We start from the raw sequence: 18752 nt of genomic DNA, 5'->3' as shown, positions 1-18752 counted from the left end.
ACGATTCGCGGTGCTGACAGTGCGGCCTGCGGGCAAGCAGTCCCTGGCCGCAGCCCAGGAGGCGGCGGCGGCCGCAACCGATGGGACGGCGTCCTGCCCGTCCAGACACTCCTCGTCGAATGGCCGGACGGCCATGACATTCCCACGGACTACTGGATATCGAACCTGCCCGCCACCACACCGGCCGCTGACCTGGTGCGATGGGCGAAAATGCGCTGGCGGATCGAGCACGACTACCGCGAGCTCAAACACGGGCTCGGGCTGGACCACTTCGAGGGCCGCACCTGGCGCGGCTGGCACCACCATGTCACCCTCGTCACCGCCGCCCAGGCATTCCTCACTCTCAGGCGGCTCGACCCAAAAGTCCGCACACCGGCCTGACCCTCTATCAGGTCCTCGACGTTCTTCAGGACCTGCTGAGGTGCTGGACCGGCACCTGCACCACCTGCGGACGCCCCCTGCCCAACCCCCGGAGCAGCCGCAGACAACCCACAACCTAACGAAGCACTACTAGGGGCGTCGGCGGACGGGCTCCCGGCAGCGGCCCCTAGAGGCCGACGTCGCGGCTGCGGATGTCGTCCAGGGACTCGCGGCGTACGAGGAGTCGGGCGTGGCCCGCGTGGACGGCGGCGACGGGCGGGCGGCCGACCATGTTGTACCCGGAGGCCATGGACAGGTGGTAGGCGCCCGCGACGGGCACCGCGAGCAGGTCGCCGGGGCGTACGTCGGCGGGCAGCGCGACGTCGGCGGCGAGGACGTCGCCGGCCTCGCAGTGCCGTCCGACCACGGTCACCGGGGCGGCGGCCGCGGCGCTGTGCCGGCCGATCAGGCGCGGCGCGTACGGCACCCCGTACAGCGCGGGCCGCGGATTGTCGCTCATGCCGCCGTCCACGGCCACGAAGGTGTGCTCGCCGGTGTGTTTGACGGAGAGCACGTGGTACACGGCGACCCCGGCCGGTCCCACGACGGCCCGGCCCGGCTCGATGATCAGGCGGGGTACGGGCAGTCCGGCCGCGGCGCACCCCGCGGTCAGTTCGGCGCGCACCTGCCGCGCCAGCGCGGTGAGGTCGAGGGCCGGTTCGCCGGGGCGGTAGGCGATGCCGTGCCCGCCGCCCAGGTCGAGTTCGGGCAGCACGAGTCCGTGCTGCCCGTGCAGCCGGGCCATCAGTCCCACCAGTCGGCGCACGGCCGCGAGATACGGCTTGACGGTGGTGATCTGCGAGCCCAAGTGGCAGTGCAGACCGGTGAGTTCGAGCCGGGGCTGGTCGAGTATGCGGGCGATGGCGTGCTGGGCGTAGCCGTCGCGGAGGGACATGCCGAACTTCTGGTCCTCGGTGCCGGTGCGGATCTTGTCGTGGCCGCCGGCGCTGATGCCCGGCACCACGCGGACCATCACCTTCTGGCGGCGGCCGGGGCCGACCGCCGCGGCGAGCCGGGCGATCTCCGACGGACTGTCGATCACGATGCGACCCACGCCGAGGCGCAGGGCCAGCTCCAGGTCGCGCGGTGACTTGGCGTTGCCGTGCAGCAGGATGCGTTCGGCGGGGAAGCCGGTGGTGACGGCGAGTTCCAGTTCGCCGGCGGAGCAGACGTCGAGGCCGAGCCCCTCCTCGCCGACCCAGTGGACCATGGCCCGGCACAGGAACGCCTTGGCCGCGTACAGGACTTCAGCGTCGGGGAAGGCGTGCCGGTAGGTGCGGCAGCGCTCGCGCACCTCGCTCTCGTCCAGGATGTAGACGGGTGTGCCGAAGCGGTCGGCGATCTCGGCGAGCGGTACGCCGCCCACCGCCAGGTCGCCCGCACGGGGCTCGGTGGTGGAGGCGGGCCACACCGACAGCTCGTCGGCGGTGGTGTGCAGGGCGGGTTCGTGCACGGTGGTCATCGTGCTGGCCTCCTCAGCCGATCCGTACGGCGGCGGCCGTGGCCGGTTCGCGAAGGGGTGGACGGAGCGGGGCGGGTGCCGGGGCGCAGAACTGCGGGTCCACCGTGACGGTGGTGACGCCGAGCGGGGCGCTCAGTGCGCGCAGCGCGGGTTCGGCGAGTCTGATCCACGCCTGGCCGGGGCCGAGTGTCGTGGTGAGCCGGTGCGCGGAGGTGAAGCCGACGGCCGTTCGGTCGCCCAGGGGGGTGCGGAACAGCCGGGCGGCGCAGCCCGAGGGGCCCGGCCGGACCGGGACGAACAGGGGGCCGGCCGGGAAGCGATCGCAGGGTTCGGGGTCTTCGCCGCTCAGAGGTTGTGCCATGGGATGCCTCCTGGAGGATCCGGGGTGGTTGTGATGAGGAGCCTGAGCGCCCCGGCCGCGAGGACGCGGGCCGGGGCTCACCGATGACGTTATGCCCGTCTTCCCCGGCTTCGGGGTGTTCCCTGACGGGATGCTGACGGCGATCCGGCCAACGCTGACGGGACGCTGACGGCACCCCGCGCGCGGCCCGCCCCGCGCCGTCAGAGGCGTGCCAAGAAGTGCCGTCCGGGCTGTTCGGGGGCGTGCGGGCAGGAGTGTGATGGAGGGTGATCCGACGAGAACCGCCCGCGCGTGACCGCGCGGGCGGGTGAGGAACGGTGGAGTGATGTCCGAGTCCGACGCGCCCCCGGCCGCCCGTGTCGTGGTCGGGGTGAGCGGCTCGCTGGGGAGTCTCACCGCGCTGTGCCGGGCCGCCGGCGAGGCGCGGCGGCGGGGCGCCGAACTGTGGCCGGTTCTGGCCTGGGAACCGCCCGGCGGGGACCTGGGCGCCCGGCGGGTGCCGGCCGCCTCCCCGAGTGTCCAGGACTGGCAGCGGCTGGCCCGGGAACGGCTGGTCACCGCGCTCGACGAGGTGTTCGGCGGCGGGCCGGACGTCGCCCTGCGCGCGCTCGTCGCCCGGGGCGCCCCCGGGCCGGCGCTGGTCGGGATCGCCGACCACGAGGACGACCTCCTCGTGGTCGGCGCGGGACGGCGCGGCCTGCTGCACCGCGCCCTGTGCTCCTCGGTCGGCCGCTACTGCCTCGCGCATGCCGGCTGCGCGGTGCTGGCGGTGCCGCCGTCCCCGCTGGAGGCGGAGTTCGCGGCCGTCCACCGCCGCAATCTGTGGCGGCTGCGCCTGGACACCCGGGAGCTGGGGGTGGAGTCCGGGGCGGCTCAGCCGCCGACCGAGTAGGAGTGCGCTCCGGCACCGGCCAGGGCTCCGCCGTCCACGATCAGGTACTCGTCCCGGATCGGCCGCCCGGCGAACCAGGATTCGAGGATCTCCCGGGTGCCCGCCGCGTACCGGGCCTGGGCCGAGAGCGAGGAGCCGGAGATGTGCGGGGTCATGCCGTGGTGCGGCATCGTGCGCCAGGGGTGGTCGGCGGGGGCGGGTTGCGGGAACCACACGTCGCCCGCGTATCCGGCCAGTTGCCCGCCGCGCAGCGCCCGTTCGACGGCGTCCCGGTCGACGATCCGGGCCCGTGCCGTGTTGACGAGGTAGGCGCCGCGCTTCATCGTGGCGATCAGCTCGTCCCCGAACAGGCCCTCCGTCTCCGGGTGCAGAGGTGCGTTGACCGTCACGACGTCGCAGTGCGGCACCATGGCGGCGGCGCTCTCGTGGAAGGTCAGCCCCAGTTCCTCCTCGACGGCGACCGGCAGCCGGTGCCGGTCGGTGTAGTGCAGCCGCACGTCGAAGGGGGCGAGCCGGCGCAGCACCGCGAGTCCGATGCGTCCGGCGGCCACCGTGCCGACGTGCATGCCCTCCAGGTCGTACGAACGGGCCACGCAGTCCGCGATGTTCCAGCCGCCGTCGAGCACGACGCGGTGGGAGGGCAGGTAGTTGCGGACGAGCGCCAGTGTCGTCATCACCACGTGCTCGGCGACGCTGATGCTGTTGCAGTAGGTCACCTCCGCCACCGTCACCCCGTGGGCGATGGCGGCGTCCAGGTCGACGTGGTCGGAGCCGATGCCCGCGGTGATCGCGAGCTTCAGGTTCTTGGCGGCGGCGATGCGGTCGGGTGTCAGGTAGGCGGGCCAGAACGGCTGGGAGATCACGACGTCCGCGTCGGGCAGTTCGCTGTCGAAGACGGAACCGTCGCCGTCCTTGTCGGAGGTGACGACGAGGGTGTGGCCGGCGTCCTCCAGGAAGCGGCGCAGGCCGAGCTCGCCGGAGACGCTGCCGAGCAGGTGACCGGGGGTGAAGTCGACGGTTCCGGGCGTCGGCGCGGTCTGGCCGCCGGGGTAGTGGTCGATCGCGGGGAGGTCGTCACGGGCGTACGAGGTCGGGTATCCGTCGGTCGGGTCGTCGTACAGGACGCAGAGCACCTTGGCCATCTCACGGCTCCTCAACTTCGTTGTGGGACAACGCGGTTCACGATCCTCGGGGCCGAGGAGGCCGGTCAAAGCGAATCTCGCTATGGCGGGACAGCCCGCGTCTATCACCCGTGCCCGCCGCCCAGGTGGGCGCGCAGCAGGGCGTCGAGCGCGTCCCGCACGCCCGCTCCCCGGGCCACCTTCACGAGTTCCTCCGCGAGGACCGACGGCGGTTCGGTGCGCGCGACGACGAGACCGACCCGCGGTCCGTGCGCCGGCCCTTCCAGCGGCACCACGCGCATCCCGTCGGGTACGCCGAACATGTGCAGCCACGCGTGCGAGACCACGCTGGACCAGCGCCCGCCGGGCAGATGCGCGTACAGTCCGGCGACGCTGTCGGACTCGATGGCCGGGGCGGCGGTGGCGCCGTCGGCGGCGAAGCACTCGTCGATGATCCGCCGGTTGCGCATGCGGGAGTTGAGCAGGCACAGGGGCAGTGCGGCGGCCTGGGCCCAGCCGGCCCGGGCGGCACCGGCGAGCGGTCCGCCGACCGGGGTGAGCAGCACGTACCGCTCCTCGTACAGGGGCAGGCGGCGCATGTGCCGCAGTGTGTCGTCGTCCAGGTACGTCATCGCCGCGTCGAGCTCGAACTCGCTCAGTCCCTGGACGATGGCGGCCGAGGACAGCGACTCGACGGCGACCCGGGCCCGTGGGTGGCGGTCGCAGAACGGGGTGGTGAGCAGGGAGGCGGCGGGCAGTGCGGTGGGGACCACGCCGAGGCGCAGCGCGCCGGTCAACGCGCCGCGCAGCGCGGACAGTTCCTGCCGCAGCCCGTCGCGTTCGGCCAGGATGCGGTGCGCCCACTCCAGGACGACCTCGCCCTCCGGGGTCAGCCCCTCGTAGCGTCTGCCGCGCCGCACGATCGGCACGTCCAGTTCGCGCTCCAGGCGGCGGATCGCGGCGGAGAGCGACGGCTGCGAGACGTAGCAGGCGGCGGCAGCCCGCGCGAAGTGGCGCTCACGCGCGAGCGCGACGAGGTACTCCAGCTGGCGCAGCAGCATGCGCGGCCTCCGGGAGAGGGCATGGCGGTCGGGGTCTCGTCGTCACGGCCGGCCGGCGCCCGCGGTGGTGGCCGCGGCACCGGAGCCGTCCGGGCGGCACAGCAGGGCCGCCCACAGGTCGAGGCGGTCGGACAGGCGGGACAGGTCGCGGCCGGTGAAGTGCTCGATGCGCTGGACGCGGTAGTGGACGGTGTTGACGTGCAGGTGCAGTGCCTCGGCCGTGCGCGCCCAGGAACCGTCGTGGGCGAGGAAGGTCTCCAGGGTGTGCAGCAGCGCGGCGGTGGAGGCGTTCACGGTGGTCAGCAGCGGCCCGAGGACGGCACGGCTGTAGGCGGTGCGGACCTCGGCGGGCACTCCGGTGAGCAGGGTGCCGAGGGTGGTGAGCGTGGTGGCGTCGGTGAGGGACGGGGTGTGCGGCGCGGTGGTCCGCGCGGACGCCAGGGCGTAGCGGGCCTCGGCCACCGCGTGCGTGAGGTGCTGTGCCTCGTGGGCGGGTGAGCCGGTCCCGGCGTGCAGGGGGATGTCCGGCGCGCAGGCGGTGACGAGCGGCCAGATGTCGGCCAGGGTGGCGGGTCCCATGTCGGGGAACACCGCGAAGGCGACGCCGTCGGGCAGCCGTCCCACGGCCGCGGGCCCCGCCGCGGCATGGGCGGCCGCCTCGGCGAGCGCACCCTCGGCCGGCCTCTCGCGTCGCGGTCCCCCGGCGCCCTGCGGGCCCGCGGCCGGCCCGTCGTGTCGCAGGCCGTCGGCGAGCCCCTCGTCCCGTGCGCCGGTGTCCGCGACGAGCACGCGGTGCGGCCCTTCGGCCGTCAGGCCGCAGGCGTCGAGGGCGGCCCGCACCGCGGACGGTTCCGCACCGGGCGCGGCGAGCAGGGCGCCCAGCCGGTCCGCGGCCGGACGCCGTGCCGCGCGATGGCGTGCCTGCGACTCCTGGCAGTGGCGCAGGAAGGCGGCGATCTCGTGCAGCAGGCGCGGCGGGGCGGCGTCGGCGTCGGGCAGATGGAGATACCAGCGCTCGTACGGCGAGAGGGAGTCCGTCTCCACCGGCACGGTCGCCCCGGTGTCGCCGGCCGGCAGGGCGGCGGCCCGGTCCGCCGGGAGCGCGGGTGCGCCGTCGGTGGCCGCGACGGTGCGCCCGGTCGCGGAGACGACGTAGGCGGTGCTGCCGCCGAGGTGCGCGAACGCGGTCGCGAGGATCTCGTCGGCCGCGGCGCCCCGGGCGACGAGGCGGTGCAGGCCGCTGCGTATCGCGTCGGGCAGGGCGTGCCGCCGGCTCAGTTCCCCCCACTGGCGCAGGTACACGGTCTCCGTGATCGCGCGGAACATGATGTGCGCGGGCACTCCCGCCACCGGTACGCCGTGCCGGGCGCAGGCGTCCACGAGGTCGCCGGGCACCGCGCCGTGCGTCTCCTCGCCCGCCAGCAGTACGGCCGCGTCCGCGTTCCGCAGGGCGGCGACGAACCGCTCGGCGGTGTCCCGCCCGCTCTCCGGCCGCCACCACACCAGCCCGCTGAGGACGGCCTCGCCGGGCCGCACGAAGCGTGCGGGGTCCTCCAGGTCCGTGACGGTGACTCCGCTGATCTCCCGCCGCAGCAGGGGGTTCTCGGCCCAGAGCAGGCGCAGGCCGAGAGACTCGTCCTGCAGGAGGTGTTCGACGTGCATGCGGTCCGGCTCCTCGTACGGCCGCCGGGCAGGGTCCCCGACGTGCTGCATCACGCATTCACCAGGCAGATGCAGGTGTTCGCATAGTAAATGCCAGGCCAGGTGAGCGGAATGCCTCTTGGTTGATCCTCCAGGGTTCGCCCCTGGAACATCGGCGTTTCCGTGCTGTGAACCAGTCGTCCCGGCCCGGTGCGCGTTGCTTCACTTTCGGCCATGGACCTGAACACGGTGGTCGAGATACGAGACGCCCGGCAGCCCGCGCCCTGGCGGCCGGGCGACGCCTGGCTGGGCGGCGGCACCTACCTCTTCTCCGAGCCCCAGCCGCACCTGCGCCGCCTGGTCGACCTGAGCCGCACCGGCTGGCCGCCGCTGCTGCGGCACCCCGACGGCTCCCTGGAGATCGCCGCCACCTGCACCGTCGCCCGGCTCTCCCGGTACGCGAAGGACCTCGCGGCCACGGCGGCACCCCTGTTCGAACAGTGCTGCCGCGCCTTCCTCGCCTCGTTCAAGATCTGGAACATGGCCACCGTCGGGGGCAACCTCTGCAACGCCCTCCCGGCCGGCCCGATGATCTCCCTCACGGCCGCGCTCGACGGCACGTGCCTGCTCATCTCCCAGGCCGGACTGCGGCGCCGGGTGCGCGTCGCGGACTTCGTGACCGGGGCGGGCCGCAAGGACCTGGCCGAGGGCGAACTGCTGCGCTCCGTCACCCTGCCGGCCCGCGCGCTCGCCTGCCGGACGGCGTTCCGCCAGGCGTCGCTGTACGGGCTCGGCCGCTCCGGAGTGCTGGTCATCGCCGCGGCGGACCCGCTCGACGGATCGCTCGCCGTCACGGTCACGGCGTCGACGGTCCGGCCGGTGCGGCTGTGGTTCCCCTCGCCTCCCACCGGCCGGGATCTGCGGTCCGCGATCGGCTCGGCGGTCGCCGACGGGGACTGGTTCGACGACATCCACGGACTGCCCGAGTGGCGGCGGCACATGACCCTCCGGTTCGCCGAGGAGATCCGCCGGGAGCTGGGAAGGGAGCCCCGATGAGTTTCGCGACCGAGGTGAACGGCCGGTCCTTCGCCGAGGAGCCGCACCCGGGGCAGTGCCTGCGCACCTATCTGCGCGAACGCGGCTGGTTCGGCGTGAAGAAGGGCTGCGACGCCGGAGACTGCGGCGCTTGTACCGTGCACGTCGACGGCGAGCCCGTGCACAGCTGTCTGTTCCCCGCCTTCCGCGCGGACGGCCGTACGGTCACCACGGTCGAGGGTCTGGCCTCGCCGGACGGCGAACTGCACCCCGTGCAGCGGCGGTTCCTCGACGCGCAGGGCTTCCAGTGCGGGTTCTGCACGGCGGGCTTCCTGATGACGACGGCAGCCCTGGACGAGGAGCAACTCACTGATCTGCCAAGGGCGTTCAAGGGCAATCTGTGCCGCTGCACCGGCTACCGGGCGATCGAGGACGCGGTCCGCGGGGTCCGCCACGTCGAGGAGCCCCGGCCCGGCGAGTCCGTGGGCCGCAACCTGCCCGCCCCGGCCGGGCCGCAGGTCGTCACCGGCACCGCCCGGTACACCTTCGACATCGACGTCCCCGGCCTGCTGCACATGAAGCTGCTGCGCTCCCCGCACGCCCACGCCCGCATCGTCGCGATCGACACCTCGGCCGCGCTCCGCGTCCCCGGCGTGCACGCCGTGCTCACCCACCACGACGCCCCGGAACGCCACTTCTCCACCGCACGCCACGAACACCCCGAGGAGGACCCGGCCGACACCCGCGTCCTCGACGACACCGTCCGCCACATCGGACAGCGCGTCGCCGCGGTCGTCGCGGACAGCGAGGCCGCGGCCGAGGAGGGCTGCCGCCGCGTCGAGGTGACGTACGCGGTGCTGCCCGCCGTCCTCGATCCCGAGGAGGCGATGCGGCCGGGCGCGCCCGTCGTCCACGACAAGGACGCCGGGACCGCCCGCATCGCCCGCCCGCACGTCAATGTCGTCGGCGAGGCGCACGGCGAGATCGGCGACGTCGAGGCGGGCTTCGCCGCGGCCGACGTGGTGTACGAGGAGACCTTCCGCACCCAGCGCGTGCAGCACGCCAGCCTGGAGACCCACGGGGCGGTGGCCTGGTTCGACGAGGACGGCCGGCTGACCGTGCGCACCAGTTCGCAGACGCCGTTCCTGACCCGCCGGGCCCTGTGCGCCCTGTACGACCTGCCCGAGGAACGGGTCCGGGTGGTCGCGGGCCGGGTCGGCGGCGGCTTCGGCGGCAAGCAGGAGATGCTCGTCGAGGACATCGTGGCCCTCGCCGTGCTGCGCCTGCGCCGCCCGGTGAAGCTGGAGTACACGCGCGCCGAGCAGTTCCACGGCGCCACCACCCGCCATCCCTTCGTGGTCCGGGTGCAGGCGGGCGCCCGCCGGGACGGCACCCTCACCGCGCTGCGCCTGCGGGTCGTCGCCGACACCGGGGCGTACGGCAACCACGGGCCCGCGGTGATGTTCCACAGCGTCGGCGAGTCGATGTCCGTCTACCGCGCCCCGCACAAGAAGGTCGACGCCTACTCGGTCTACACGCACACCGTTCCCGCGGGCGCCTTCCGCGGCTACGGCCTGGGCCAGGTGATGTTCGCGGTCGAGTCGGCCTTCGACGAACTCGCCCGCCGACTCGGCCTGGACCCACTGGAGTTCAAGGCACGCAACATCATCGGTCCGGGCGAGCCGATGATCACTCCGGGAGGCGAGGAGGAGGACCTCCACATCGCCAGCTACGGCCTCGACCAGTGCGTGGCCGTCGTGCGCCGCGCCCAGGCACAGCCGCCGCGCGAGCCCGTACCGGAGGGCTGGCTGGTGGGCGAGGGAGCGGCGCTCTCGATGATCGCGACGGGTCCGCCGGGCGGCCACATCGCGGACGCGCGGGCGGCGCTGCTCCCGGACGGCACCTTCGATCTCGCCGTCGGCACCGCGGAGTTCGGCAACGGCACCACGACCGTGCACCGCCAGATCGCGGCGGGCGAACTGGCCACGACCGTCGACCGGATCGCCGTACGGCAGTCCGACACGGACGTCGTACGCCACGACACCGGCGCCTTCGCCTCGACCGGCACGGTGGTGGCGGGCAAGGCCACCCTGCGTGCCTCCCGCGCCCTGGCGGACCAACTGCTCGACTTCGCCGCCGCCCATCTGCGCGTCCCGCGCGCCGACTGCCGGCTCGCCGAGGAAGCGGTGCTGCACTCCGGGGGACGCCTGCCGCTCAAGGAACTCCACGACGCGGCCCGCGCGGTCGGCGTGGAGCTCAGTGCCGACGGGCACTTCGGCGGCACCCCGCGCTCCGTCGCCTTCAACGCCCAGTGGTTCCGGGTGGCCGTCGACCCCGGCACCGGCGAGATCCGCATCCTGCGCAGCGTGCACGCCGCCGACGCGGGCAAGGTGATGAACCCGATGCAGTGCCGCGGCCAGGTCGAGGGCGGCGTGGCCCAGGCGCTCGGCGCCACACTCTTCGAGCACGTACGTCTCGACGCCACGGGCGCGGTCGACACGGCCGCGTTCCGCCGCTACCGGCTCCCCCAGTACGCCGACGTCCCCCGCACCGAGGTCCACTTCATGGAGACGTCCGACGCCATCGGCCCGCTGGGCGCCAAGTCGATGAGCGAGAGCCCCTTCAACCCGGTCGCCCCGGCCTTCGCCAACGCCCTGCGCGACGCCACGGGCATCCGCTTCACCGAACTGCCGCTCACCCGCGACCGGGTGTGGCGGGCGTTGCGGGACGCCGGGGTGACGGACGGCCCGCCCGGACGGGGAACCGGATGAGTCCGGCGGCCGGCGGCGGCGCGGGCACCGGATCCGCGCCCCGCGGGTCAGCCGGACTGTCGGGGCAGGCGCACCACCTGGACGAAGAAGTCGTCGATCTGGCGGACGGCGGCGATGAACTGGTCCAGGTCGACGGGCTTGGTGACGTAGGCGTTGGCGTGGAGCTTGTAGCTGCGCAGGATGTCCTCCTCGGCCGCGGAGGTGGTGAGCACCACGACCGGGATGTGCGACAGCGCCGGATCGGACTTGATCTTCTCCAGGACCTGCCGGCCGTCGTACTTGGGCAGGTTGAGGTCGAGCAGGATCAGATCGGGCTGCGGCACGTCGGCGTGCGCCCCCCGCCGGTAGAGGAAGTCGAGCGCCTCCTCGCCGTCCCGCACCACGTGCAGGGTGTTGCCGATCTTGTTGTCCTCGAACGCCTCCCGGGTCATCAGTTCGTCGCCCGGGTCGTCCTCGACGAGCAGGACGTCGATGGGGGTGGCTGCGGGGGTGGTCATGTCAGGCTCTTCTCCTCAGTGCCGGCCTTGCCGCCGGTGTCGGTACGGTCGTCCGCGTCGGGGCGCGTGCCGTCCGTCGTCTCGGGGCGGGTGCCCTCACCGGTGTCGGAGCGCGGGTCCTCGCCGGTGGCGGTGCGTGAGCCGTCACCCGCGTCGGTGCGCGTGTCCTCGCCGGTGGCGGTGCGTGAGCCGTCGCCCGCGTCGGTGCGCGTGTCCTCGCCGGTGGCGGTGCGTGAGCCGTCGCCCGTGTCGGAGCGCGTGACGTCCGCCCCGCCGGTGCCGGCGCCGTCCGCCGCGTCGTCCCGGTCGCCCTCCGCCGTGTCGGCGACGGACGGGAAGGTGAAGCAGAAGCGGGCGCCCTCGGTGTACGTGGTGTCCAACCAGATACGGCCGCCGTGGTACTCGACGATCTTCTTGCAGAGCGCCAGGCCTATGCCCGTGCCCCCGTAGGCGTCACGGCCGTGGAGCCGCTGGAAGATCACGAAGACCTTCTCCGCGAACTCCTCGGGTATGCCGATGCCGTTGTCGCTCACGGACAGCCGCCAGGCGTCGGAGTCCTCCGGATCGCGCTCGCACGTGATGCGGATGTGCGGCGTGCGGTCGGGGTGGCGGAACTTGACGGCGTTGCCGACGAGGTTCTGCCAGAGCATGGCCAGCAGCGTCGGATCCCCGATGATCGGGGGCAGTTCGTCCGGCCGGTCCACGACCGCGCCGGTGTCGGCGACGACGCTGTCCAGGTTGTTCAGTGCCTTGGAGAGCAGCTGGTCCAGATCGGCGGGCAGGCGGGCGTCGTTGACGCGGCCCACGCGGGAGAAGGTGAGCAGGTCGTTGATGAGGACCTGCATCCGCTTGGCGCCGTCGACCGCGAAGTCGATGTACTGCCCGGCGCGGTCGTCCAGTTGGTCGCCGTACCGCTTCTCCAGCAGCTGGCAGAAGGAGGCCACCTTGCGCAGCGGCTCCTGGAGATCGTGCGAGGCCACGTAGGCGAACTGCTCCAGCTCGGCGTTGGAGCGGCGCAGCTCCACGGCCTGGGCGTCCAGGTCGGCGGCCTGCCGGGCCAGGGCGTCCTGCTGCTCGCGGGAGGCGTCGAGCGCGAAGACGATCCGCTGCCGCATGTCCTCCACGTCCCGCGCGACCGCGGTGACGTCCACCGGCCCGCCGCCGGTGATGACATGCCCGAACTCGCCCCGAGCCACCCGGCGGGTGGCGGTGCGCAGGCCCTCCAGCGGACGCGCCACGAGCAGGCGCACGAGGAACGTCAGCGCCACGCCGGTCAGCAGGAACGCCACGACCATGCCGACGAGCACCGCGTCGCGCACCTTGCGGGCGTGCGTCAGTCTGTCCTGGCCGTCCCGGACCGCCGACGACAGTTCCGCGTTCTGCGCGGCCAGCACCGAACGGATGCGGTCGAAGTCCTTCTTGCCGCGCTCCGCGGTCGCCCGGTCGATCGTGCGCGGTTCACCCGGCGTCACACCGGCCACCAGGGGGTCGGCGTAGGCGCGCCGCCAGTCCGCCGCCCGCCGCTCGACCGCCTCCAGGTTCCCGAGAAGGTCGGAACGGTCACCGATGAGGTCGCGGATCCGGGCGGCCGCGCGCCGCTCGTCCTTCTGCCCCTGGGTGTACGGGGCCAGGAACTGCCGGTCCGCCGCGATGGCGTAACCGCGCACGCCCGTCTCCTGGTTGAACAGGGCGGACTGGAGCCGGTACGCCTCCGTCCGGGCCGGCTCGACGTGCTGGAGCATCTCGTCGGTGACCGAGGCCGTCCGCTGAAGCATCGCGGCGCCCACCGCCGTCCCCACGACCACGAGCAACGCCATCAGCGCCAGCACCAGCCGGAACCAGCCCTGCACGGTCAGCCGGCGTCCGACCCACGGCTCGGCGGTCATCCTGCGTATCCCGTCCTCGGACTCACTGTTTCCTCTCACGCTCCTCACCGGCCTCAGTCCCAGCGCAGCCAGAGCACGGCGACGTCGTCGTCCAGCCCGCCCTGCCGCTCGGCCAGGCCCTCGGCCCGTTCGATGAGCCCGTCGACGAACGCGGCCGGGGCCAGGGGGACCAGCTCGCGCGCGACGGCCAGCAGACCCTCCTCCCCCAGCCGTTCCGTGCCCCGGCCGACGCGCCCCTCGAAGAGGCCGTCGGTGAACAGGACGACCGCCGCGCCCTCGGGGACCGCGAGCTCCTCCACCCGCCAGCGCGCCCCGCCGGGCACGATGCCCAGCGCCGGCCCGCCCAGGACCTCCACCCACTCGACGGCGCCGCCCCCGCACAGCAGCGCACCCGGGTGTCCCGCCCGCACCATCCGGACCCGGCGCTCGCCGGGTGTGGCGGTGAGGATGACCAAGGTGGCGAAGACACCCGCCTTGGCCCGCTCGGCCATCAGGATCTCCTCCAGCCGGGCCACCTGGTCGGCGCCGGTGACACCGCTGAGCACCAGGGTGCGCCACGCGATGCGCAGGGCCACCCCCAGGGCCGCCTCGTCGGGTCCGTGGCCGGAGACGTCCCCGATCATCGCGTGCACGGTGCCGTCGGCGCCCTGCACGATGTCGTAGAAGTCGCCGCCGAGCAGCGCGTGCGCGCGGCCGGGGCGGTAGCGGGTGACGACTTCGACGCCGTCGCCGCGCAGCAGCGGCCGCGGCAGCAGTCCCCGCTCCAGACGGGCGTTCTCCTGCGCCTGCATCTGGCTCGCCTGCAACGCCACCGCGTCCTGCTCGCCGTGCTTGCGCTGGATCGCGTAACGGACGGCCCGCCCGAACAGCTCCGGCTCGACACGGCCCTTGACCAGGTAGTCCTGAGCGCCCGCCGCCACCGCGGCCAGTCCGGTGCCCTCCTCGGCGAGGCCGGTCAGCACCACGACCGCGACCTGTTCCGCGCGGTCGCGCACCCGGGACACGGCCTCCAGGCCCTGGGCGTCCGGGAGGTGCAGGTCCAGCAGGACGCAGTCCGGCAGTTCGGTCGCGAGCACGTCGCACGCCTCGGCCATCGAACGCACCCACCGCAGACGCATCTTGAGCGCGCTGTCGGCCACCAGTTCCTCGACGAGCAGGGCGTCGCCGGGGTCGTCCTCGACCAGCAGGACCGACGGCTCCTTGTCCCCCCATGCCGCGGCACGATCGAGCGCGGGCGAAACCACGTCGGCAGCCCCGGGCTGCGACATCTTCATGAAAGCCCCCCACCCACCACCCTCCGCCCACACTCGGACGGACAACTCCGCGAGCATACTCACGCGCGCGCGAGGGGCGCAGGGGGGCGGGGCGGTACGCGACGGGCGGGGAGGACGGCATGGGCGTCCGTCCCTACGTCCAAGGCACCGCGCCTCGGCTGCTCAGAGCTTCAAGCCGGGGTGCGGCACGGCCGCCCCGGCAACAGCCTGCAAATACCAGAATCCGCGCCCTTAGTAACACTGCCTGTGGCAGCCGGACATGACATCAACGACCGATGTAGAGGAACCGCAGGTAGCACACGTACGACAGCCCGCGATGCCGGAGCTTGGCGGCCTCGGCAGAGGCGCTCAGGGTCGCGTGCACCGCGCTCTTCTGCTGGAGTGCAACAGTGCGCTGGCCGAACTCCTGCCGCTGCTGTCGGGCCCGCTCGCCCGCAAGAGTGTTCTCTCGGGTGAGCCGGTCCTGACCGTCCTCCATCTGCTTCCGCGCCCTTACCCGCAACGTCTCGGTCTCGGACTCCACAGCCTTGCGCTGCGCGGTGAGCTGGGCTCGGCGGTGGGCGACGCCCTGCTCAATCGACTGTCGCTCCGACGTGCTGAGTGCGGTCGGCTGCCGGGCTTCGGCGGAGGCGAGCAGGTGTTTGCGCCAGACATCGAGGGCGATGGCCTTGCCCTCACCGATGCCTTGGATGTCGACGACACGGCCGCTGCTCAGCACAAGCACGGCGCCGGTGCTGTTGTAGTGGGTGTTCTGCACGGACCGGTAGCCCGTGAAATCAGCTGCCGTCCGGATGCCCGCTGCCGCCAGACGCGCGGCAAGTTTGGGCCCGATGCCAGTCGGCGGGGACTGGGCGATCAGCCGTCGGCCGAGCTGATCCCGCACGTACGCGGACTGCTTGTCGGTGAGTGCCTTGGACAGAGTTTTGCGGAGCTCTTCCGAGAGTCCATCGATCTTCTTGTCCATGTCGCGCTGCTTGCGGACCTTACGCTTCTCGGCCTCCTTGAGCTCGGCGTGGTACTGGGCTGTGAGCTTGCCCTGGGCTCGCGAGTGGTCTGCGGTCCGCTTCGTCTCCGTCGCGTCGAACGTTGCCCGTTCCTTGCTCAGCTTCTCAGCTGCCTTGACCGGGTCATCGAGCTGGGCTAGTTCGTTCGTCAGCTTGGCGAGGGCTGCTCGTGACTGTGCCCGCTCCACACGGCGGCTCCGGGCGAAGGCAGTGAGCACGGCGGAGGCGACGAGGGGCACACCCGGCCCGATCGGTGGCGTCGAGAATCCCACGACCACCATCATGACTGTTGCGGCAAACATGAGCGGCCAGAGCACAGCTGCGATGACATCCAGCGGCTTCCGAATGTGGAAACCGTCCGGTGAAGTGACGGAGGTCGCCGGCGTCGGCGTGACCTGCGGAGAGACGTGCCCGGTCATCCATCCGGGCAGTCCGCTCGTACCAGTCGCAGCAGCGGTGCCATGAGCTGAAACCGTTGAAGTCGTCGTAGCGGCGGTCCGTTGCTTGGGGACCGCTTGCACGAGCGCAGGCAGCACGTCCAATGGCTGGAAGGCCAAGGACCGAACCTGGTCGGCGAGGCCACTCACCGCTCGGTCGGGATGGGCCAGCAGCGTCTGCAGCCTCGTGGATCCGCCTGGACTCTTGAAGTCGTCCTCGGTGAGCAGCAGGAACTCGCCACTGGGCTCGTGGAGCCGATTCCACAGTGAAGGATCGGACGCGATTGCCTTGAGCGACAAGAAGATGACCCAGGCGGAGAACCGATCCAGCTCCGCCCCGAAGTCATCGTTCCCTCGCATGGGCGACTGGTAGTTCCGGTGGCCCCGCTCAGTGCCTCCCATGCCGGCCAGCGCGGGGACATACATGCCGTCGTAGTCGACCAAGCGCAACGTGTCATCGCTTGCGACGAGCAGGTTGCCGTGCTGGAGGTCGCCGTGGGCTATCTCGTGGGCCGCCAGGTCACGGGTAAGTGCCTCGAACCGGTCGGCCAGACGGTCGACGGTGAACCGGTGGGCATGGTTGTCGTCGAGCCAGGAGGACAGGGTGACGGCCTCGGTCCACTCCATCTTCAGGACCGGATAGCGATCCCGTCCGACGCTGATTGCATCAGGAAGGTACTCGAAGCCCAGATTCCACGGTTGGGAGAGTTCGGCCGGTTCCAACTGCCCGAGTCGAGAGCTGATGGCCTGGTAGCGGCGTTCCTGGTCCGGGACGTGGCGGGTGAAGCATTTGATCGCGTAACGCCGACCTGAGGTGGCCGAGGTCAGCGAGAAGACGCTCGCGAAGGCGCCGGAGATGGCGCGAGGCAGACCGAGCTTGGTCAACTCGGGCCTTGCCCCTTTGAGTTCGGGATGCCGGAAGCACAGCTGCGTGTGCTGCAGCGCCTCCGCGTAGTCGGCACCGCTGGGAAACTGACGGTGCGGACCGGTGGCCGAGCCCACGTTCACCGCCCCTCGAAGTCGATCCGTACGAGTGCCACGTCGTCGTTGCGCAGTTGCCGGCAGTCCCGCAGACCGTTCAGCCAGTCCTTGAAACCGACCAGGTCGTCGGGCCCGGCGAACTCCAGCAACTGGCTCACGGCGTCATCCTGGTCCGAGGCCGACAGGAGCCACGCGGCAAGGGCGTCGGTCATCAGGAGCAGCCGATCGCCGGGCTGGCAGCGGCCTTCGGTGAAACGTGTACGACGGGACAGCAGGGCCACGTCGTGGTTGCGGCTGCCGAAGAGATCGGGAGTGGTGCCGAATTCCTCGACGGTCCCCACCGGGAACGCCTGTACCAGCCGGTTGTCGCGCAGGTGGAACAAGCAGCTGTCTCCCAAGGCGGCAGCGCGCCACCGCCACTCCGGTTCACATGCGGCGGGGTGGGAATCGGAATCCGGGTCGACGCGCACCGTGAGCAGGGTCGCGTAGGCACCCTCTGCGAGCTTGGTGTGCTCGTACCACTTCAACGGGCGCCCTTCCGCACTGCGCGCTTGCGTGTACTGCACGACCCAGGGCTCCCACTGAGCCACCGCCGATGACGCAAACTCCTCGAAGGCGGTGCCGCCTGCCAGCAGGTCCGGCAGCTCCATCGCGTGTTCGGCCGCCGCGCGTGACAGCAGACGGGCCCAGTCCTTGGCCAGGGCACTCTCCGTCGCTCCGTCACAGACGCCCGCGGTCAGCGGCTCTCGCAGCATGTAGTCATGTGGGCGGCCGGGAAGCACGGAGACGGCGTCCTCGCATTCCGCATCCGTGCTTCCGTGCTTGGGCGCCACGAGGTGCGTGACATACACGCATGAAGTGGAGGTCGTCACCGCAGTTCGGTGGCGCGGGTGCCGATGTCGAGGAACTGCACGACCGTGGTGATGTCCGCGTTGTAGACGAAGCCACGGGTGGTCTCGCTGACCCGCTGGCCCTGCGAGGCCGCGTAGGAACGCATGTGACTGGGCAGGGGGCTCGACATCGCGAAGAGTGAGCGGGCGTAGCTGTCGGGGAGACCGTCGGCGGTGTCGGGGAAGGCGGTGGGGGTCCCCCCAGCGGCGGAGACGTGCAGGTTGAACAGCAGCGCCGCGCCGTCGGCCGTGGCGTGTGAGGTGATGGCCTCCGCGGCAGCTGTGGGGTCGCCGTCGGTCGACTCACCGTCCGTCAGATTGATGACGATGGGCGGGAAACTGGCCGGGTAGCGCTCGGTCCAGCCGGCGACGAGGCTCTCAGCGTACTGAAGCGCACGATTCATCGGGGTCCCGCCATGGGCGACCGGGTCCATCCACAGCGGGAAGTTGACCACTGTCTCCACCAGACCACCGGCTCCGTCGGACACCTTCTTGCTTCGCTCGTCGACGCGGGCCGGATTGTCCGCAACTTCGCTGAGGGGGACGATGTCCCGGCCGGCGAGCGAACCGGCGAACGCCGAGCCGACGGTGGCGCCATAGCCGATGACCGCGACGTGGAAGTAGTCACGTACGCCTTCCTCTTTGGCGCACTTGACCGAGAGTTCCGTGAGCAGGCGGTTGATGGCGTCGGCGACGACGTCAGCCTTCTGTTGAGGGATCTCACCACCGATGGGGTCACTCATCGAGGTCGACTGATCGACGAGGAAGACGATGCTCGTCGGGTTGCTGCGGCTGATCTCGGCCGTGTAGGGCACGTAGCGCTCCTGGCGGGCTGCGAAGAAGTCGGTCATGCGGAGGAACTCGCACGGCATGCTGACTTCCGGCTATCAGCGCGCACGCCGAGACACCGAGATCCCCCGATCGCATCGTAGTGGGACTACTTCGGCATATGGATGGGCTTACTCGAAATACGCTGCGCCGAGTTCCGCATGAACACAGCAATATGTCAGGCAGTCATC

At 71.9% G+C, this 18752-nt stretch carries 13 protein-coding genes and 2 pseudogenes; 4 read left to right on the top strand and 11 right to left on the bottom strand.

Annotation, left to right across the window (positions count from 1 at the left end; translation table 11 throughout):
• Positions 1 to 381 (top strand): annotated as a pseudogene (locus tag BKI49_RS28695) (transposase); the annotation flags it as partial.
• Positions 382 to 547: 166 nt separating this feature from the next.
• Here the strand turns inward: BKI49_RS28695 and lysA are convergent.
• Together lysA and BKI49_RS28685 are read right to left on the bottom strand one after the other, a co-directional pair.
• On the bottom strand, positions 548 to 1882 hold the full coding sequence (gene lysA, locus BKI49_RS28690; RefSeq protein ID WP_095937162.1) for a diaminopimelate decarboxylase: 1335 nt from the start codon (positions 1880 to 1882) through the stop codon (positions 548 to 550).
• A gap of 13 nt (positions 1883 to 1895) precedes the next feature.
• Complete coding sequence (locus BKI49_RS28685) at positions 1896 to 2243, bottom strand: SAV_915 family protein (RefSeq protein ID WP_095937161.1); 348 nt, start codon at positions 2241 to 2243, stop codon at positions 1896 to 1898.
• A gap of 325 nt (positions 2244 to 2568) precedes the next feature.
• Here BKI49_RS28685 and BKI49_RS28680 point away from each other — a divergent pair, with 325 nt between their 5' ends.
• A complete protein-coding gene (locus BKI49_RS28680) occupies positions 2569 to 3135 on the top strand; it encodes a universal stress protein (RefSeq protein WP_095937160.1) in 567 nt (188 codons plus the stop codon).
• Here BKI49_RS28680 and BKI49_RS28675 read toward each other — a convergent pair.
• From BKI49_RS28675 to BKI49_RS28665, 3 genes are all read right to left on the bottom strand, one after another.
• Positions 3117 to 4277 (bottom strand): NAD-dependent formate dehydrogenase, encoded by a 1161-nt coding sequence (locus BKI49_RS28675; protein ID WP_095937159.1) that lies wholly within the window; start codon positions 4275 to 4277, stop codon positions 3117 to 3119. The genes BKI49_RS28680 and BKI49_RS28675 overlap by 19 nt on opposite strands.
• A gap of 104 nt (positions 4278 to 4381) precedes the next feature.
• Positions 4382 to 5317 (bottom strand): LysR family transcriptional regulator, encoded by a 936-nt coding sequence (locus tag BKI49_RS28670; RefSeq protein WP_095937158.1) that lies wholly within the window; start codon positions 5315 to 5317, stop codon positions 4382 to 4384.
• A gap of 42 nt (positions 5318 to 5359) precedes the next feature.
• The gene (locus tag BKI49_RS28665; protein WP_095937167.1) at positions 5360 to 6979 is read right to left on the bottom strand and encodes a PucR family transcriptional regulator; all 1620 of its coding nucleotides are present in this window, start codon (positions 6977 to 6979) and stop codon (positions 5360 to 5362) included.
• A 213-nt stretch (positions 6980 to 7192) separates the two neighbouring features.
• Here BKI49_RS28665 and BKI49_RS28660 point away from each other — a divergent pair, with 213 nt between their 5' ends.
• Entirely contained in the window at positions 7193 to 8014 is an 822-nt protein-coding gene (locus tag BKI49_RS28660) for an FAD binding domain-containing protein (RefSeq protein ID WP_095937157.1), read from the top strand.
• On the top strand, positions 8011 to 10764 hold the full coding sequence (locus BKI49_RS28655) for a molybdopterin-dependent oxidoreductase (RefSeq protein ID WP_095937156.1): 2754 nt from the start codon (positions 8011 to 8013) through the stop codon (positions 10762 to 10764). Before BKI49_RS28660 ends, BKI49_RS28655 begins: the two co-directional genes overlap by 4 nt.
• Positions 10765 to 10811: 47 nt before the next feature.
• Here BKI49_RS28655 and BKI49_RS28650 read toward each other — a convergent pair whose 3' ends face one another.
• The 6 genes and pseudogenes from BKI49_RS28650 to BKI49_RS28625 all read right to left on the bottom strand — a co-directional run bounded on the left by BKI49_RS28650 (position 10812) and on the right by BKI49_RS28625 (position 18584).
• On the bottom strand, positions 10812 to 11261 hold the full coding sequence (locus tag BKI49_RS28650) for a response regulator (protein WP_028802239.1): 450 nt from the start codon (positions 11259 to 11261) through the stop codon (positions 10812 to 10814).
• Positions 11262 to 11548: 287 nt separating this feature from the next.
• Positions 11549 to 13147, bottom strand: a pseudogene (locus BKI49_RS28645) (sensor histidine kinase); the annotation flags it as partial.
• A 53-nt stretch (positions 13148 to 13200) separates the two neighbouring features.
• Positions 13201 to 14421 carry a PP2C family protein-serine/threonine phosphatase gene (locus BKI49_RS28640; RefSeq protein WP_095937154.1) on the bottom strand — a complete coding sequence of 407 codons (1221 nt, stop codon included), beginning with the start codon at positions 14419 to 14421 and terminating at the stop codon, positions 13201 to 13203.
• Positions 14422 to 14686: 265 nt separating this feature from the next.
• Complete coding sequence (locus BKI49_RS28635; RefSeq protein WP_257005000.1) at positions 14687 to 16864, bottom strand: protein kinase family protein; 2178 nt, start codon at positions 16862 to 16864, stop codon at positions 14687 to 14689.
• 2 nt (positions 16865 to 16866) lie between these two features.
• On the bottom strand, positions 16867 to 17715 hold the full coding sequence (locus tag BKI49_RS28630) for a hypothetical protein (protein ID WP_095937152.1): 849 nt from the start codon (positions 17713 to 17715) through the stop codon (positions 16867 to 16869).
• Positions 17712 to 18584, bottom strand: coding sequence for a vWA domain-containing protein (locus BKI49_RS28625; RefSeq protein WP_257004999.1), 873 nt, complete (start codon positions 18582 to 18584; stop codon positions 17712 to 17714). Before BKI49_RS28625 ends, BKI49_RS28630 begins: the two co-directional genes overlap by 4 nt.
• Between the last annotated feature and the right edge of the window lie 168 nt (positions 18585 to 18752).

The organism is Streptomyces sp. Tue6028 (genome assembly GCF_002300165.1).
In the GTDB taxonomy this organism is placed as follows: domain Bacteria; phylum Actinomycetota; class Actinomycetes; order Streptomycetales; family Streptomycetaceae; genus Streptomyces; species Streptomyces siamensis.
This window is presented reverse-complemented; position numbering and strand designations above follow the sequence as displayed.

Coding starts and splice junctions, on each gene's coding strand:
- lysA (WP_095937162.1), bottom strand. CDS start 1,882: ATGACCACCGTGCACGAACCCGCCCTGCACACCACCGCCGACGAGCTG.
- BKI49_RS28685 (WP_095937161.1), bottom strand. CDS start 2,243: ATGGCACAACCTCTGAGCGGCGAAGACCCCGAACCCTGCGATCGCTTC.
- BKI49_RS28680 (WP_095937160.1), top strand. CDS start 2,569: ATGTCCGAGTCCGACGCGCCCCCGGCCGCCCGTGTCGTGGTCGGGGTG.
- BKI49_RS28675 (WP_095937159.1), bottom strand. CDS start 4,277: ATGGCCAAGGTGCTCTGCGTCCTGTACGACGACCCGACCGACGGATAC.
- BKI49_RS28670 (WP_095937158.1), bottom strand. CDS start 5,317: ATGCTGCTGCGCCAGCTGGAGTACCTCGTCGCGCTCGCGCGTGAGCGC.
- BKI49_RS28665 (WP_095937167.1), bottom strand. CDS start 6,979: ATGCACGTCGAACACCTCCTGCAGGACGAGTCTCTCGGCCTGCGCCTG.
- BKI49_RS28660 (WP_095937157.1), top strand. CDS start 7,193: ATGGACCTGAACACGGTGGTCGAGATACGAGACGCCCGGCAGCCCGCG.
- BKI49_RS28655 (WP_095937156.1), top strand. CDS start 8,011: ATGAGTTTCGCGACCGAGGTGAACGGCCGGTCCTTCGCCGAGGAGCCG.
- BKI49_RS28650 (WP_028802239.1), bottom strand. CDS start 11,261: ATGACCACCCCCGCAGCCACCCCCATCGACGTCCTGCTCGTCGAGGAC.
- BKI49_RS28640 (WP_095937154.1), bottom strand. CDS start 14,421: ATGAAGATGTCGCAGCCCGGGGCTGCCGACGTGGTTTCGCCCGCGCTC.
- BKI49_RS28625 (WP_257004999.1), bottom strand. CDS start 18,584: ATGACCGACTTCTTCGCAGCCCGCCAGGAGCGCTACGTGCCCTACACG.